At 58.4% G+C, this 15,586-nt stretch carries 12 protein-coding genes; 6 read left to right on the top strand and 6 right to left on the bottom strand.

Annotated features, from left to right (window positions below):
• Positions 1–32: 32 nt before the first annotated feature.
• Positions 33–1,805 (bottom strand): variant leucine-rich repeat-containing protein, encoded by a 1,773-nt coding sequence (locus JOF28_RS06735; protein WP_209705065.1) that lies wholly within the window; start codon positions 1,803–1,805, stop codon positions 33–35.
• A gap of 40 nt (positions 1,806–1,845) precedes the next feature.
• Positions 1,846–2,595, bottom strand: a complete 750-nt coding sequence (locus tag JOF28_RS06730) for an FHA domain-containing protein (RefSeq protein ID WP_209705064.1) — start codon at positions 2,593–2,595, stop codon at positions 1,846–1,848.
• 642 nt (positions 2,596–3,237) lie between these two features.
• On the opposite strand from JOF28_RS06730, the gene purE reads away from it, so the two are divergent.
• The gene (purE, locus tag JOF28_RS06725; RefSeq protein WP_209705063.1) at positions 3,238–3,750 is read left to right on the top strand and encodes a 5-(carboxyamino)imidazole ribonucleotide mutase; all 513 of its coding nucleotides are present in this window, start codon (positions 3,238–3,240) and stop codon (positions 3,748–3,750) included.
• Between the two features lie 112 nt (positions 3,751–3,862).
• Here purE and JOF28_RS06720 read toward each other — a convergent pair whose 3' ends face one another.
• On the bottom strand, positions 3,863–4,972 hold the full coding sequence (locus JOF28_RS06720; RefSeq protein WP_209705062.1) for a glycosyltransferase family protein: 1,110 nt from the start codon (positions 4,970–4,972) through the stop codon (positions 3,863–3,865).
• Between the two features lie 214 nt (positions 4,973–5,186).
• On the opposite strand from JOF28_RS06720, the gene galE reads away from it, so the two are divergent.
• From galE to JOF28_RS06695, 5 genes are all read left to right on the top strand, one after another.
• Positions 5,187–6,200: a UDP-glucose 4-epimerase GalE gene (galE, locus tag JOF28_RS06715; protein WP_209705061.1), complete on the top strand. Its 1,014-nt coding sequence runs from the start codon at positions 5,187–5,189 to the stop codon at positions 6,198–6,200.
• Between the two features lie 53 nt (positions 6,201–6,253).
• Positions 6,254–7,636, top strand: coding sequence for an LCP family glycopolymer transferase (locus JOF28_RS06710; protein WP_245189895.1), 1,383 nt, complete (start codon positions 6,254–6,256; stop codon positions 7,634–7,636).
• A 254-nt stretch (positions 7,637–7,890) separates the two neighbouring features.
• The gene (locus tag JOF28_RS06705; RefSeq protein ID WP_209705059.1) at positions 7,891–9,903 is read left to right on the top strand and encodes an acyltransferase family protein; all 2,013 of its coding nucleotides are present in this window, start codon (positions 7,891–7,893) and stop codon (positions 9,901–9,903) included.
• A 90-nt stretch (positions 9,904–9,993) separates the two neighbouring features.
• Positions 9,994–11,016 (top strand): glycosyltransferase, encoded by a 1,023-nt coding sequence (locus tag JOF28_RS06700; RefSeq protein ID WP_209705058.1) that lies wholly within the window; start codon positions 9,994–9,996, stop codon positions 11,014–11,016.
• A gap of 43 nt (positions 11,017–11,059) precedes the next feature.
• Complete coding sequence (locus JOF28_RS06695) at positions 11,060–11,923, top strand: glycosyltransferase (RefSeq protein WP_209705057.1); 864 nt, start codon at positions 11,060–11,062, stop codon at positions 11,921–11,923.
• A 6-nt stretch (positions 11,924–11,929) separates the two neighbouring features.
• Here the strand turns inward: JOF28_RS06695 and JOF28_RS06690 are convergent, their stop codons facing one another.
• The 3 genes from JOF28_RS06690 to JOF28_RS06680 all read right to left on the bottom strand — a co-directional run bounded on the left by JOF28_RS06690 (position 11,930) and on the right by JOF28_RS06680 (position 15,584).
• Entirely contained in the window at positions 11,930–13,102 is a 1,173-nt protein-coding gene (locus tag JOF28_RS06690; protein WP_342452189.1) for an ABC transporter permease, read from the bottom strand.
• A 155-nt stretch (positions 13,103–13,257) separates the two neighbouring features.
• Positions 13,258–13,944, bottom strand: a complete 687-nt coding sequence (locus tag JOF28_RS06685; protein ID WP_425342487.1) for an ABC transporter ATP-binding protein — start codon at positions 13,942–13,944, stop codon at positions 13,258–13,260.
• Positions 13,945–13,949: 5 nt separating this feature from the next.
• The gene (locus JOF28_RS06680; protein ID WP_209705055.1) at positions 13,950–15,584 is read right to left on the bottom strand and encodes a hypothetical protein; all 1,635 of its coding nucleotides are present in this window, start codon (positions 15,582–15,584) and stop codon (positions 13,950–13,952) included.
• Between the last annotated feature and the right edge of the window lie 2 nt (positions 15,585–15,586).

Below are 15,586 nucleotides of genomic sequence, written 5' to 3'. Positions count from 1 at the left end.
GCCGGGCTGAATGGTCAGCCCCGCACACACCGCTAGCGGTACTGCTCGTCGAACGTGTCGTCGAGCTCGCCACGCTCGTAGAGCTCAATGGCGTGCTCAGACACGATCGCGACGCTTTCGGCAGCGGTGGCTAGCGGGCTCACAAACCAGCCGCCGTTTTCTTGCACCGCGATCACCGCGAGCTGGTCGAAACCGAACTCTGCAGCGAGCGGAATATCGCTGAGGCATTCACGCCCCGAATCTTCGGCGACCTCCCACTCTTCGTAGAAGTAGTTGTCTGATACGTCGCGCAGCCACTGCGACGAATACTCGACGCACTGCCCAGACACCGTGACGCCGTTAAAGAGGCTGTACCCGTACTCTGACGTTTCGGCACCGATCGTCAATTCATCGATCGTGAGCCGGGCACGGCCGCCACTCTTCTCTGCGCTGTACCGCTGCTCAGACACCGTCAGGTGCGACGGCATGTTCTCGGCAAGATCTGCAGACACGCCCTGCCCATAAATCGAGACGAGCCGGCGCTCGGGCAGCGGCAGCAGCGCCGCAATATCGTTCAGCGGATCGCGTGAGGGCTCGAACACCGCGTCCACGAGCGCCTCGGCCGCAGCTTCAGGGCTCGGCGCAGGGGTGGGCTCAACGACCTCGTCACCGAGGCGATAGTCGCCGTACTGCGCGGCTGACCGATACGCCTGATCGGCGATGGTCATGAGTGGGCTGACATACCAGCCGCCCGCCTCTCGCACCGAAATGAAGACGGGCTCAGAGGGCAGCGCGAGCCCTGGGAACATGGCCGGGGATACAGACGCATCGTTGTAGCCAGCTTCGCTGTAGCTGGCTCCGTTGAAGAAGCCGCCGCCCTCACGTGCGTCACGGCGCAGCTGCGCGAAGTCGATGGTGAACGGCAGCTCAAGCGAATCAGCGATGTCATCTTCGATATCGCGCTTGTCGGCCGCCGAGAACTCGGGGCCGACCAGCGTGCTGAAGCCCGCAAGAACGCGTGCGATCTCGCGGCTGTCACCGTCGAACGTGATGGTGCCGTCGGTAAACGTGACGCGCTGCACGTCTTCGGCGATCTCGTCGGTGACGGTCTCGAGCCCCTTGGTCTGCACGCTCACCGCACCGCGCAGTTCAGCGAGTAGCTGATCGAGGCTCTGGTCTGAGTTCTTGGTGCTGGCCGCGCCGAGCTGCTTCAACGGTTCTTCAAACGGCTGAAACTCACTCGGGGCGAGCGAGCCGTACAGTGCCAACAGATCTTGATGCACGAGACCGGTGACGAGTTTCGTAGCTGCCGCCTCTGCCGTTTTGGAGCCACCAATTTTATTGGCAACGAACAACCAGACACCGCCGCCCAAAAGCAGCAGGAACACGAGCACGGCAGCGAGCACGATGAAGAGGGTCTTCTTGCGCTTCGTGCCCGGGGCGGCACCGGGAACCTGGCCCGGTGCCGCAAATTGCGTCGGGTCAGCGTAGGCGCCCGGGTAGCCACCGGCGGGGGCCTGAAATACCTGGGGCTGGGGCGCCTCATGCTGCGGGGCGCCGTATTGGCTCTGCGGGTATGGGTTGTGTTGCTGTGGATACGGCTGCGTCACCGCTTGCGCCTGCTGCGCCTGCTGCGCCTGCTGCGCCTGCTGAGCCTGCTGCGCGGTGGCGGCAGCCGCATACTGGGCGATCCACTCTTGGAGAGCCGGGTATGCATTTGGGTGCGCGGCAATCGCTGCACCCCACTCAGGGTGTTGCCCCGCGAGCTGAGCCAGCCGTTCGGGCGAGGTCGCCGGGTTGGCAATTTCAGGGCGCGGGTCAAACATGGTCACTCCGTAGAAACAGGGGTTGCGTGTGCGATGAAGATTAGAGCGATCCTGGGCCGTCAAACGTGATGGAGCGACCGCCCAAGCTGAGGCTCTGATCAACGGTCACCGCATAACGGCTCAGCGCTTCACACGGACGCATATCGTTTTCGTCCTCAAAAATCTCGGTGCCGTTCGTTGAATTGAGATCAGTGATCCACAGTTCGTCGTTCTCTACCTCGAGCAGCAAGTGGGTGCGGGAAAGTACACGCTCGGGGTCAGACAACGCAATGTACTGTGCGCCCTCGGGCCCCGAAGCTGGTTTACGGCCGAGCACGTTCGACGGTGCCAGGGGAAACCGTGTGCCATCGATATCAACCAGGTTCCACCGGGTGGTCGACCGGCCACGGGTCAGCACGACGGTGGCTTCAAACTCTTCGTCGACCTCGAAGGCGTTGGCGTCGTACACGTCCTCGACAGCGACCGGGGCCACAACTTCTGCGACAGTGTTCTCGACCAGCGCCGGGCCAGGCTCGACAGCGTGGGTTGCTGGCTCGGCTGCGGGCGGCGCATAGACCGGCTGCGGTGAGGGAGCCTCGTAAAGCGGTGTCGCAGGTGCCTCGACAACTGGCGCTTCGGCAACAGGTGCTTCGGCTGCTGCGGGAGCCTCAGCGAAGGGTGCCGCGGGAACCTCAGGCAGATACAGCGGCTGAAGCTCTTCGAAGGCCTGCGAAGGTGCTGGCGTGGCCGTGTAGTTGCCGGGATGAGGTGCGGGCGCCGATGTCGGCGTCACCTGGGGTGCCGGTGCCATGTAAGGAGCCTGTGGTGCTGCCGGTACGGCCGGAGCTGCCGGGGGAGCAGCTGCGGGCGGTGGCATCGGAACGGGCGTGGCCGTGGGCGCTGCCGGTGCGTACCCCTGAGGTGCCGGAAAATTGAGCGCCGGTGCGACCGTGGGCGCTGGATAATCATAGGCAGGTGCAGGTGCAGGTGCAGGTGCAGGTGCAGGTGCAGGTGCGCTGGAAGGCGGCGGGAATGCTTGCGTCAGGGGCGGTGCAGACGGTGCCGGTGCGGGCACTGGCGGCAGATACCCCGAACGCATCGCTTGGGGCGCTGGTGGTGCGGGCGGCGTCGACGGGGGCGCGGGTACGGAGTTGGCGCGTTCCGCAGAAACAGGCGGCGCGGGTGGAGCCGGTGGGTACCCGGCAGGGCCATCAGCTGGTGGCATGGGAGGGAGTGATCCGGGGGCTCCAGGGAGCTCGGGAGAGGGCTGCGACTGTGCCGGAAGATCCCACGGTGCGGGGTGCCGGGGAGGGAGATTCGCCATGTTCTGCTCCGCTTCATTTGCTGCTTGATGCCGTGCACCTGGGATGCGCTACGGCTTTCTTAACATTGAGCATAGGCGGGGGATTAGCTCAGCGGAAATTGTTGCTGCGCACGGCGCTACGATACTTATATGAGCGAGACAGCTGCGCCCCTTGTTGGCGTCATTATGGGATCTGATTCTGACTACTCCGTCATGGAAGCTGCTGTACTGATGCTGCGCGAATTTGGTGTGCCGCACGAGGTTGAGGTGGTGAGTGCACACCGCACTCCCGACAAGATGGTGGACTACGCTCGCGGCGCTGCAGCTCGCGGAATCAAAGTCATCATCGCGGGCGCAGGTGGGGCTGCACACCTGCCCGGCATGGTGGCCTCAATGACCACGCTGCCGGTCATTGGCGTACCCGTGCCGCTTGCCCTGCTTGATGGCATGGACTCATTGCTCTCGATCGTGCAGATGCCCGGGGGTATTCCGGTCGCCACGGTATCGATCGGTGGCGCGAAGAACGCTGGCATTCTCGCGACTCGTATTCTTGGTGCGAGCGATGCTGCAACCGCTCAGAAACTTGCCGTGTACGCGCAAGGCCTGACCGACATGGTCGCTGAGAAGAATGACGCGCTGAAAGCTCGGGTCGCAGCGCAGTAACTGCCTGCCCGCAGTAATACGAGAAACCCGCTGATCTGCGTCGCAATTGCGATTCAGATCAGCGGGTTTTTAGCGCCTGCTTCGTGAGCAATGGAAGCTTGCGCGAGCCTCGTTAGAGGTTGGCGTGTGCTTCCCACAGCTGCCAAGCCGTTGACGCCCAGGTGAAACCACGGCTGTGGTCAAGCGCATATACCGAGAGTCGGTGGAGCTCTTCGAGGTCGCGAAAGAGTCGACCGAACTCGGCACTGAAGGTGCCCGCGTCTGTCGCTTCGACACCGGCATCAAGCACGATCTCTGCGGCGACGTCGTGACCCGAGTGCAGCACGGGTACTCCCGTGGCGAGAGCCGCGAGCAGCGTATAACCGGTGCCCGTGTAAGCCTGCGGCTGCAGCAGAAGCGCGGCTCCGTCGAGAATCGCACCTACGTCGGCTAGCTCGCGAGCTCGTACAACGGTGACACGATGCTGCAAATCATCAGGGACGCGCACCGTGGGGATGTTGGCATCGCGCACGCCGGGGAGTGGATCGAGCCCGGCTACAACTACCAACGGGGGCAAAGTCGGGTTGAGGCGCAGCGCATCGAACAACCACTCGAGTCGCCCGAGCTCGCCAGGCATTGCCGTGGTAACCGAATACAGCTCAGGCAGCGACAGCTCGGCACGTCGTGCTGCGGCGTCATCGCCGGGCAAGAAATCAGTCGGCGGTGCGAGCTGCATGACCTGCACAGGGATGTGATCGCCGTACTTACTATGTACAGCACGAGCCGTGGCGTGGGTGGTCGTGATCAAGACATCAGCGTGCTTGATCGCGCGCCGCACGTAGCCGCGGTAGAGACGTGCTTGCGATGCACCCATGAGTTCTGGTGCTTCCCACGCAATTGAATGCGGGATGGTGACCGAAGTTTGAGAGCCGTCGTCTTCATCACGGGCACGAATCGGCAGCATCGGCGTAAGCGAATGCACAAACTCGCCGTCGAGTGGGCGGGAAGTTGTACCGCTCTGCCAGAGCAACGGCAGCAGACTGGCGCGCAGCGGCAGCTGCTCTGTCTGAATTTTTGCAGAGGCAAAGGGGATTTCGGGGGATCCCTTAGCGATCAAAAATCGGGCGCTGCAGCTGCGCGGAGCCATCGCTCCGAGAGCAACCACAAGGTCGCGTGCGGCAGCCTGTTGAACCTGGGCTTCCCAATCAGGAAAGGGTTCGGCGATGAGCGTGAGTGATGCCATCTCGTCTCCTCAAACTCAAAACCAGCGCACCCGTGTTATTGCGCGTCTATGAACAGTGTAGGGAAGTCTGTGCTGCGAACCGCATACATCGCCGTGTCGTATGACCGAGTGAGACGTAACCGATACATTCACAGGCATTCTCACGCAGAATCTCGCTGGGAATTCTACGCATTACTGAGTGTCCCACACCTAAAACGCCCAGTACCCTAGAGGCATGCGTGTTTTGCTCACCGGCGGTGCCGGTTATATCGGTACCCACACGGCCCTTGTGCTTTTGGAACGTGGCCACGAGGTACTGGTGCTCGACGACTTCTCGAACAGTAACGTCGAAGCGGTTTCTCGCGTAGAGGCTCTCACCGGTAAGACGATTCCGGTGTACACAGCTGATCTATCCGACCGAGCAGCTACCCGGGCCGCACTTGCAGATGTCGAGTTTGACTCGGTCGTTCACTTCGCAGGGTTGAAAGCCGTGGGTGAATCTGTAGCTCAGCCGACACGTTATTACCGAGTCAACCTCGATTCGACAGTGGTGTTGCTCGACCTGATGCAAGAACGCGGCGTCGATAAGCTTGTGTTCAGCTCATCAGCGACGGTGTACGGAGACCCAGCAACGGTGCCCGTTGACGAAGCTCAGCCGGCTGGCGTGGGAATTACTAACCCTTACGGCTGGACGAAGTTCATGAATGAGCAGATCATTCGAGATACCCAATCGGCATGGCCTGACTTAGGTGCAGTGCTGCTGCGGTACTTTAACCCGGTCGGTGCACACCAGTCGGGTCGGATTGGTGAAGACCCCTCGGGTATTCCCAATAACCTGATGCCGTTCGTTGCTCAGGTTGCAGTGGGCAAACGTGAAAAGCTGAGTGTATTCGGCGACGACTACCCAACACCAGATGGCACGGGGGTACGAGACTACATTCACGTGATGGACTTGGCTGAAGGGCACGTTGCCGCTCTGGAACGAATAGACGCTGGTGTAAAGACGTACAACTTGGGCTCTGGTGTGGGGTCGAGCGTGATGGATGTCATACGTGCTTTCGAAGCAGCAGCTGGTCGCCCTGTCCCTTACGAAGTGGTGCCAGCGCGTACGGGCGATGTCGCTGCACTCGTGGCAGACCCGAATCTCGCGAACCGCGAACTTGAATGGTCGACGACGCGCAGCCTCGCCGAGGCCTGCCGCGACTCTTGGACCTGGCAGTCGGCGAACCCTAACGGGTACGACGAATGACCCTGAACCTCGAGCAGCCGCTGCGGTATCCCGACACGGACTCTGCTTCGCTCATGACGAAGCGGTCTTTGTGGCTGGTCGTCATCGGATTTTTGCTACCAGGTAGTGCGCAGATCCTCACGGGCAATCGTAAGCTCGGCCGTATTGGCCTGATCGCCACCATCGTGCTGATCGTTGGAGCACTATTGACGGCGCTGGGGTTCGCTGCTGCGCGCAGTGCGACCCTCAACCTGTTCACGAACAGTGCTGCACTATTTGTGCTGCAATGGCTACTCGTGGCATACGCAATTCTCTGGCTCGTGCTGGGATTCGACACATTACGCCTCACTCAGCTCGTGCGGATCACCCCAAACTGGCGCATACCGGTGGCTGTGATCGCCGTGGTATTGACGGTGCTTCCGTCACTCGGAGTGGGGTGGGCCAGCAGCACGATCGGATCGACTCGGTCTTTGCTAAGTGGACTGTTCCAAGGATCACCAGCGGTAGACCCGGTGGACGGGCGTTACAACATTTTGTTGTTGGGCACTGATGCTGGCGCCGACCGAGACGGTATGCGCCCAGATAGCATTTCGCTCGTGAGCGTCGACGCGAAGACGGGTCAGTCAGTCATTATCGGCCTGCCGCGAGAACTCACCGAGATGCCGTTTCCTGAAGAGTCACCGATGTATAACGTGCATCCCAATGGTTTTTGTATCGGCCCCAACTCGTTCGGTGACGGCGGGGGATGCCTCACCGGCTACCTCAACGGCGTGTACGCGGAACTTGAACAGGCTGACGTCATTGTGGAATCCGAGGGCTTAGATCCTGCGTACGCGAGCCTCTATGAAGGCTTCTACGCTGATGCTGCCTCTCGAGGATCGTCACCGGGGCTGGAAGCCACGAAGGATGCTGTATCGGGTGCTACCGGACTTGACGTGCAGTTCTTCGTGCTTGTCAACATGGATGCATTCGAGAACCTCATCAACGCATTGGGTGGCGTGGATATCAACGTCCAAGAACGTCTGCCGATTGGCGGCGATCAGTTTGGAAACGGCGTCGAAGGTTACATCGAAATAGGCCAGCAACACATGGATGGGTTTACCGCCCAGTGGTATGCCCGCTCTCGTTACGGATCTGAGAACGGCGACTATGCGCGCATGGAACGACAACGCGAGCTACAAGGTGCCATCCTCGCGCAGATGAACCCGAAGAACGTGCTGACCCGGTTCCAAGACATTGCAGCGGCGGGCACCGAGCTGGTCGAAACCGACATCCCCGAGTCCATGCTCGGCAGGTTCCTTGACCTCGCGGCGAAAGCACGTGAACACTCGCCTGTAAACGTCGAATTGGTGCCGCCCGCAATTGACCCTGAACTACCCGATTACGCACGCGCGCACCAGCTGGTAGCCGATGGGGTAGCTGCGGCTTCACCCTCCGATCCCGAATCCGTGGAGTAAACCTCTGAGTCGAACCCCTAGTAACTCACGCATTGCCCGCTCTCAGGTACTCTTACTGACCGCGGGCAATGCTTGTTTGGTGGGTGCCATGAAGTTCCCTGGTTATGCATTGCATGCCATGCATTTTCCCATTAAGTTCTCGCAGCAAGGGCTTTCAAGTACACTTGTTGTGTGGATGTAATCTCCGTTTATATGGGCGGGGATCGCTGTAGGGGTAACGGCCCGAGGCAAATGAATGGCGAGGGAATCCAGGAATGACTGAAGTGTCATACAAAGCCTCAAGGAAAACAGCGAGTTCAACGGGTATTCCGGCTTATTTGAGCGGCGTGCAGGGTTTGCGCACAGCTGCAGCGCTCCTCGTGGCGGTTTATCACATCTGGTTTAACCGGGTATCGGGTGGCGTTGACGTATTTTTCGTGGTTGCGGGCTATTTCGCAACAAAGTCACTCATTAAAATGCAGTTGGTTGATACTTTCGGTGCTCGATTTAAATTTGTGGCTGGCTATTGGATGCGCACGCTGCGTCGGATTATGCCCTCTGCGGTTGTGGTTATCATCGGCACGGTCATCGCTTCGATTCTTTTTATGCCACAAAGCCTCTGGCAGTTCGCGATCCCGCATGGTTTTGCGGCGCTATTCCAATTTGAGAACTGGCAGCTCATTGCAACGGGCGCCGATTACCTGCAACAAGAGATGAACCCGTCTCCGTTCCAACAGTTCTGGGCGTTGTCCTTGCAGGCTCAGATCTACCTGACGTTGCCGCTCATTATGCTGGCCGCAGCCACAATCGCGTCGAGATTCCGGTTGGGGATGAAGCAGACCACGATGACGGTAATTCTTATCGTCCTTTTCGCATCGTTTGCCTTTTCGGTCTGGTACACGGTAATTGACCAGCCAGCCGCATATTTCAATACTTTCGCCCGTTATTGGGAGTTCGTGGGCGGCTCGGTGCTGTTCTTTGTCATGACTCGAGGGCTTAAGAACAGAGTTGTTGCGCAGACACTTGGTTGGCTCGGACTTGCCATGCTGATCGGCTTGGGGGCAACAGTTGACGTCTCAATGCAGTTCCCTGGTTGGGTAGCCCTGATCCCTATCAGCGCGGCTGTACTCATCATGATCAGTGCTGCTAGCGATGCGTCTCCTGTGATCTTGCGTAAGGGGCCGTTGCCCTGGTTCGGTGATGCATCCTTCGCGTTTTACCTGTGGCATTGGCCAATTCTTGTAATTTTCAAGATGGTCTTTAAACCTGAACAAGTCGGTGTCCTAGGGGGCCTGGGCGTTCTCTTGCTCTCTGCAGCCTTGGCGTATGTGACTACTCGATTCATTGAAGCACCTTTGCGGAATTGGAAACGTATTCAGAGCACGGTAATTGCGACGCTCGTTGCAATTGTCTTGATCATCGTGCCCGCCTATGCTGCTTTAGGGACATGGCAGGGGAAACTTACGAGTAACCAGCATGCTGCCCAGGAAGCACTCGAACACGCCATCGCGAATGAAGAACTCAACGACAATGACGCGCTGGTGCCCGACCCGTCGGTCGCGCGAGACGACATCGTCGACGTATACCCCAATGGCTGCCATCAGAATCAGAAGTCAGCTGAAGTAATCGTTTGCGAGAGTGGTGACCCAGATGGGTCTCTGACCATCGCAGTTGTGGGCGGATCGCATTCAGCGCAGTGGATTGACACCGTGCGTGCTGCCGCAGACGAAGTTGATGCGAAAGTGGAGACTCTTACCAAGAGCGCGTGTGTGTTTGGCAACCTTGATAAAACACCCGTCGATGCAAATGCCACTTGTAAAGACTGGAACATCGAGGCGTTGGGGTACTTGCTTGAGAATAAACCTGACCTCGTAGTCACGATGGCGACTCGACAGCTTGAAGCTCATGATGAAACATTCGAAGGCTACTGGGAATACTTCCAGGCACTCGATGCTGCAGGCATTCCGGTTCTGGGGATCAGAGACAACCCGCGATTTACTTACGACGTCGCGGAGTGTGTTGAATTGAAGGGTGCCGAAGCATGTGAACAACCGATCGAAGTGTTTTATGACACTGATCAGCAGTTTGATTTCTCTATGCTGAAGCTTTTCACGTTCGTAGATATTGTCCCGGTGATTTGCCCAGATGGTACCTGCCGCGTGGTGCAAGGCAACGTGCTGATGTATCGGGATGGACATCATTTCACTCGCACCTGGACTCTTCGCTATGGAGACATTGTAGAAGAAGCCATCACTGACATTTTTGATCAGGATTCTGACGAAGACTGACACCGATTCAATACGTGAGGATGGAATTCTCGGCAAGGGGCAGCTTGCACCCGGTACACTTGTCGAGGTTTTAAGAAGGAGTGTGTTCGCATGCGCGTAACCGCCGTACTGGTTGCCTATAACCGGCGGGAGCTACTACTCGAATCGCTCGCCGCCCTCGCCGCACAGACGAGGCCCGTCGATCGACTTGTCGTAGTGGACAATGCGTCAGACGACGGCTCTGCCGAAGCGGCGCTCGAAGCGACAGAGTCGTGGGGTGAGCGCGCTCGCGTCATTCAGCTCACTGACAACACCGGCGGCGCCGGCGGGTTTGCGGTTGGTATTGCTGCTGCGGTCGCCGAAGACGACACCGACTGGGTGTGGGTCATGGACGATGACACCGTGCCTGGACCCGAAGCGCTTGAGGGTGCGCTCGCCGCGCACGAACGTTACGTCGAGCTAGGCCCTGACGACCTTGCTGTGATGGGATCGCGTGTGGTCTGGACCGATGGTGAAGACCATCCCATGAACACGCCCAAGCCCAAGATCCGTGCCTCAGATGCTGAACGTGAACGTGCAGCAGCAGTTGGGGGACTGGAGATCCGATCGATTTCCTTCGTCTCGGCGTTCTTGAGGGCGGCTCGAGTGCGTGAGCTGGGGCTGCCCCTCGCAGCATACTTCCTGTGGAACGATGATTTTGAGTACTCGGCGCGCTTGCTGCGCGGTGCACGAGGACTTTATGTGCCGGGCTCGGTAGTGATGCACAAGACCGCTAAACGCGGTTCAAGCGACGCTGACCCCGGCCCGCGGTTCTTCTTTGAAGTGCGCAACAAGCTGTGGGTATTCCGTCGCTCGAACGCGCTGTACTGGTGGGAAAAGGTGCTGTACTCAGGTGCGAGTGTGCGCCGATGGGTACGAACGTTTAAAGCGTCTGATGACCGTGCACAGCTGCGTGACTGCCTGCGTCGAGGCTGGCGAGAAGGTTGGACGAAAAACCCGAAGGCCACTCACCGAGTGCTGCGAGATGCGGGTGTTCCGGTAGACATTATGGTTTCTGTAGAAAAGCTTTCGAAGCTTGATCGACGCGAGGCAAAACAGCGCGATTCGGCTGCGCGTAGTTCATCGCAAAAATAGCGATCGGCCAGCCTTGTAAGGGCAGGCCGCTAGGCTGGATCGTATGAACGAATCAGCCCACGTCGGTGATTTCTCCTTGCTGCTTCCGGTGTACGCAGGCGACGACGCAAGCTACTTGCGACTAGCTTTTGAAAGCTCTGTGACCGCACAAACTTTGCGTCCAGCCGAGGTCGTGATTGTGCAGGACGGTCCCGTCAACGACGCACTCGTTGCTGAGCTCGCTCGTATCGAGTCGGAGAGCTTGGTTCCGGTGCGCGTGGTGAGGCTTACTGAAAACGGAGGCCTCACACGAGCGCTCAACGCAGGGTTAGCGGAATGTGATTACCCTGTAGTCGCGAGAATGGACGCCGATGATGTGTCTGTGCCGCAGCGTTTTGCCCGGCAGTGGGCGCTGATCGAAGAGGGATTTGATCTCGTCGGGACAGGCATGGTTGAGTTTGATAATGACCCTGCGCAGCTGGGAGCGGTTCGAGTGCCGCCTGTCGGATCTGAGCGGATTCGCAACCATGCGCGTAGTCATAACCCGTTCAATCACCCGACGATAATGTATCGAGTTGAAGCGCTCGATCGAGTCGGCCGCTACGAACCCTTTGGCAAAATGGAAGACTACTGGCTTGGTATCCGGATGATTTCTTCTGGGGCCAGGGTCGAGAATATCTCTGAGCCGCTCGTGAAGTATCGTGTCGGATCTGGAGCTTTCGCCCGCAGGGGTGGCTGGACCGAAGCCCGCACAGAATGGAAATTGCAAGGGGCAATGCTCAAACTTGGCTTCATCACGCGAGCCCAATACCTGCGCAATGTAGTACTCAAAGGCGCCTATAGACTGATGCCTGCGTGGGCGAAGAAGATCGTCTTCCGTGAAGTCGTTGGTAAAGGGCTGCCAGGGGAGCGCAAGAGCGGCGTCTAAGCGGAGTCAGGCCCCGTCTCGAAGTGCCGTGACAGGTTCGATCTTGGAAGCCTTAAGTGCGGGGTATGTCCCAGCTGCGAATCCCACGAGAGCTCCGGTCGCGACTCCGAGCGCGGGTACCCACAGTGCAATTACTGGCGTCCACCCCTGAGTGAGAGAAACACCGGCAAGTACGAAAACACCGGCTGCCGCACCGATGAGCCCTCCGATAACACCCGTAGTTGCGGACTCGAGCATGAACTGAGCTGCGATATCGCGGGTGCGCGCGCCTAGGGCGCGTCGGAGCCCAATTTCTCCGACACGTTCCATCACCGACATGAGCGTAACGCTTGCAATACTGATGCCGCCAGCGAGTAAAGCAATGAGCCCGAGCGCAAGGAATACTACATTGATATCTGACTGAATGTCGGTCTGTAAGTCTCCTCGACCACCCGGTGCCTTGACTTCGAACGAGTCGGGGGTGTTCGGTGCGAGGGCGAGCCGTGCCTGGTCCTTAACGACTGACCCCGCACCAACCTGGATGCGAATATCAAGCGTTTGGGCCTGAGCGAGTCCGAGCTCGCTCCGTGCTGTACCGATCGGAATGATGACGGAGTTCAACAGGCTAGTACGCGCGCCCACCTCATCAACGATTCCTATTACGGTGTAAGGCTTGCCATCGATAAAAATTGATGGTTGACCGTTGACTCGGTTGATCCCGAGTTTTTCAGCAGCGTCCACGCCAAGCACGACCACATGGTCTCGCCGCTGGTCATGTCCTACGTCAAAGAACCTACCAGTTTGGATCTTGCCCTCGACGGTGTCGAGAAGGTCTGCGGACGCAGCGATGATATTGGGAGATACGAGTTTTACCGCCGTAGGGTCATGTATCTCGATTGTAGAGATCTCAGCTTGAGTCTCAACGGGTGCAAAAAGAGACGCATTCTCAATACCAGCCAGCCCGGTAACCCGATCGACTGAGTCCCAGGGGAGTGAAATCTGGACTCTCTTCTTGTCTTGAGTGCCCGAAGTCTTGGGCTCCACAGTAACCCTGGTTGCAGCTACCTGATCAAACTGCTTTGAAATCTGCCCGGCTGTTGTTTGCGCCATACCGATCGTGGCCACAAGGGATGCCACACCGAGCACCGTGCCAGTGAGCGTAATCAATAGCCTTGAAGGACGAGCACCGACACTGGTCAAAGCTTCATTGACCAAGTCGCTCTTGGAGAATCCAACTCCTCGTGCGTGCCGATTGGAATTGCGGGAACGACGTGAGAAAAGTCGAGTCGGTATGGCCCGAAGCTTGGCTAACAGAGACGGGCGAGCCGTGGCAGGTGGCTCCAGAGAATCGTTACTCACGTGAGTTCCTCGAGACTGCCGTCGTGAATACGAATGCGACGTTGCGCACGCCGAGCAACAGCGTCATCGTGCGTGATGATCATGATGGTGAGACCGTCGTTGTGTAGTTCTTCGAACAGCTCCATGACGCCATTGGAACTCTGGCGGTCAAGGTTGCCCGTGGGCTCATCCGCCAGTAGCAAGCTCGGCGAAGTGCACACTGAGCGTGCGACAGCGACTCGTTGACGTTCGCCGCCAGAGAGCGTGGTGGGCGTGAAATTTATGCGATGCCCGAGACCTACACGCTCGAGGGCTTCGCGAGCGCGGCCCTCTCGCTCGTCCTTGGGGATAGGGGCATATGTCGTGGCAAGCATCACATTCTCAAGAACTGTGCGCTGAGGGAGTAAGTGAAATGCTTGAAATACGAACCCGATGTGTTCGCCTCGGAGTGCTGCTCGATCGTCTTCGCTTAGATTCTCGGTGGGCAGACCACGGAACGTCAGTTTTCCGCTGGAGGGGCGGTCTAACAAACCGAACATGTTGAGAATTGTCGATTTTCCCGAACCTGAGGGGCCTACGATTGCGACATAATCGCCCTGGTCCACACGTAGATCAACACCACGAAGTGCATTAACGGCCGGAGGACCGGGAAAAATCTTCGTTAAATCGACAGCATTAATGACCGGAGAATCCGGGCTGATCATCAATGTCATCGGCCGACCACGACTTTGGCGCCTTCAGCGACCCGAGGATCGTCTGAGATCACCTCCACGAAACCCTGCGCAGAAAGCCCAGTCTCGACGTCGATGATTTCAGTGTCATCAGGATTAGCGTTTTGTGACTGCGCAATCTCGATCCGGCTGGAACCGTCCGGCCCCGCAGTGAGCGCGGCGATCGGAACAGCGAGAACTTCACCTCCGGTCGATTCGATCTCGAAACTAATCCGGACGTTTGCGTCGCGCAGCTCAGAGGTCTGCTTTTTGTTGAGCTTGTTCGGCTCCAGCGTTACTACATAAGGGCCGCTGGGGCCGTTGGAAGAGCGTTCTTCGTCTCCGCCCTCATCGCCACCTTCGTCAGAACTCTGGCGCGACGTGGCCTTTTCGACTTTGGTGACGGTTGCGGTGAAATCATCTCCGCCCGGCACAGAGAACACGGCTTCCATGCCTTCTTTGATGAGAGGAGCATCCTGCTTTGTGAGTGAGCCAGTCAACGTCAAAGTGTTTCCAGAAACGACAAGCGCGGTGCTATCAAGAGGCTTGCCTCGCTGAACATTGACCTGGTCAACACGGCGGGGCAGGTCAGATAGAAACAAGACCTCACTCGATGGGAGACCAGGCATCGCATTTTCTTGAGCAGTCGCGAGGTCTTCCTGGGCTAGTTCCAGGGCTGACTGTGCAGCGTTTACCTCTAACTGAAAAGAGTCCAAATCTTGAGGCGCCTGAGCTTCAGCAAGCTGAGCTTGCGCCAGTGAGAGGTCTCCCTCTAGCGTGAAAATGGTATCTGGGGATTCCTTGGCGTTTCTTGCTGCATCGAGGGCACGCTGTGCAGCGGCTACGGCATTCTGGGCCTCTACGACAGCGGCGCCGGACTGAGGAGACGCAGCGGCAGCATACGCTGAGTTAGCCGCAGCAAGAGAAGCGTTTGCTTCCTGTACTGCCCGCTCAGCATCACGAATCCCATTGCCGCTGCCGGTTCCTCCTTCCTCGCCCGAGTTGGAAGAACTCGGCGGAAGATACCCAATATCGTTGTAAAGCGCTTGGATCGCTGCTGAAGTTGCGGACGTGAACGTGTCGGAGTCTCCGGCAGCGTAGCCCAAGCTGGTGAGCGCAGTATGGAGCTGAGTTACGTCAGGGCCGCTAGAACCAATAGACAAATCTCGATATGCGGGAAGCGCGCCAGGCAATACAATGACAGGGCGGCCTACGACTTCAAGTGCAATATCTTTAGCATTGAGCACAGACCCGACTTTTGGAACCCGGCCCGTAACAATAGAAGTTTCGCCAGCGGAGTCAATTGTCACGTCCACGGCCCCCGCATAGCCAACATCGGCTCGTGTGACTACCGTGTTCTTGATGACGCGAACTTCGAGCGGCGCCGTAACAACTCCGGCCTCCGGCGGCTCAGTACGCGCGGCGAGCTCTGCGGGCGACACAATGAACTGCATGAGGCCAACGCCGGCCAAGAGAGACACTACGGCGACGCCTGCGACAAGGACCACAAGGCGCTTGCCTTGCCACGGCTTCTTTGCTTTTTTGGCCGCTGGAGCATTTACGGCAGCGTCATCTGCCGCGCTGTCCTCTTCGAGAAGCAGCTTGTTCAATTCGTCGGGCGACTGGCTATCCATAT

Origin of the sequence: Leucobacter exalbidus (assembly GCF_017834145.1) — a bacterium.
Taxonomy (GTDB): domain Bacteria; phylum Actinomycetota; class Actinomycetes; order Actinomycetales; family Microbacteriaceae; genus Leucobacter; species Leucobacter exalbidus.
The sequence above is the reverse complement of the archived record's forward strand: the minus strand, read 5'-3'. Positions and strand labels throughout refer to the sequence as shown.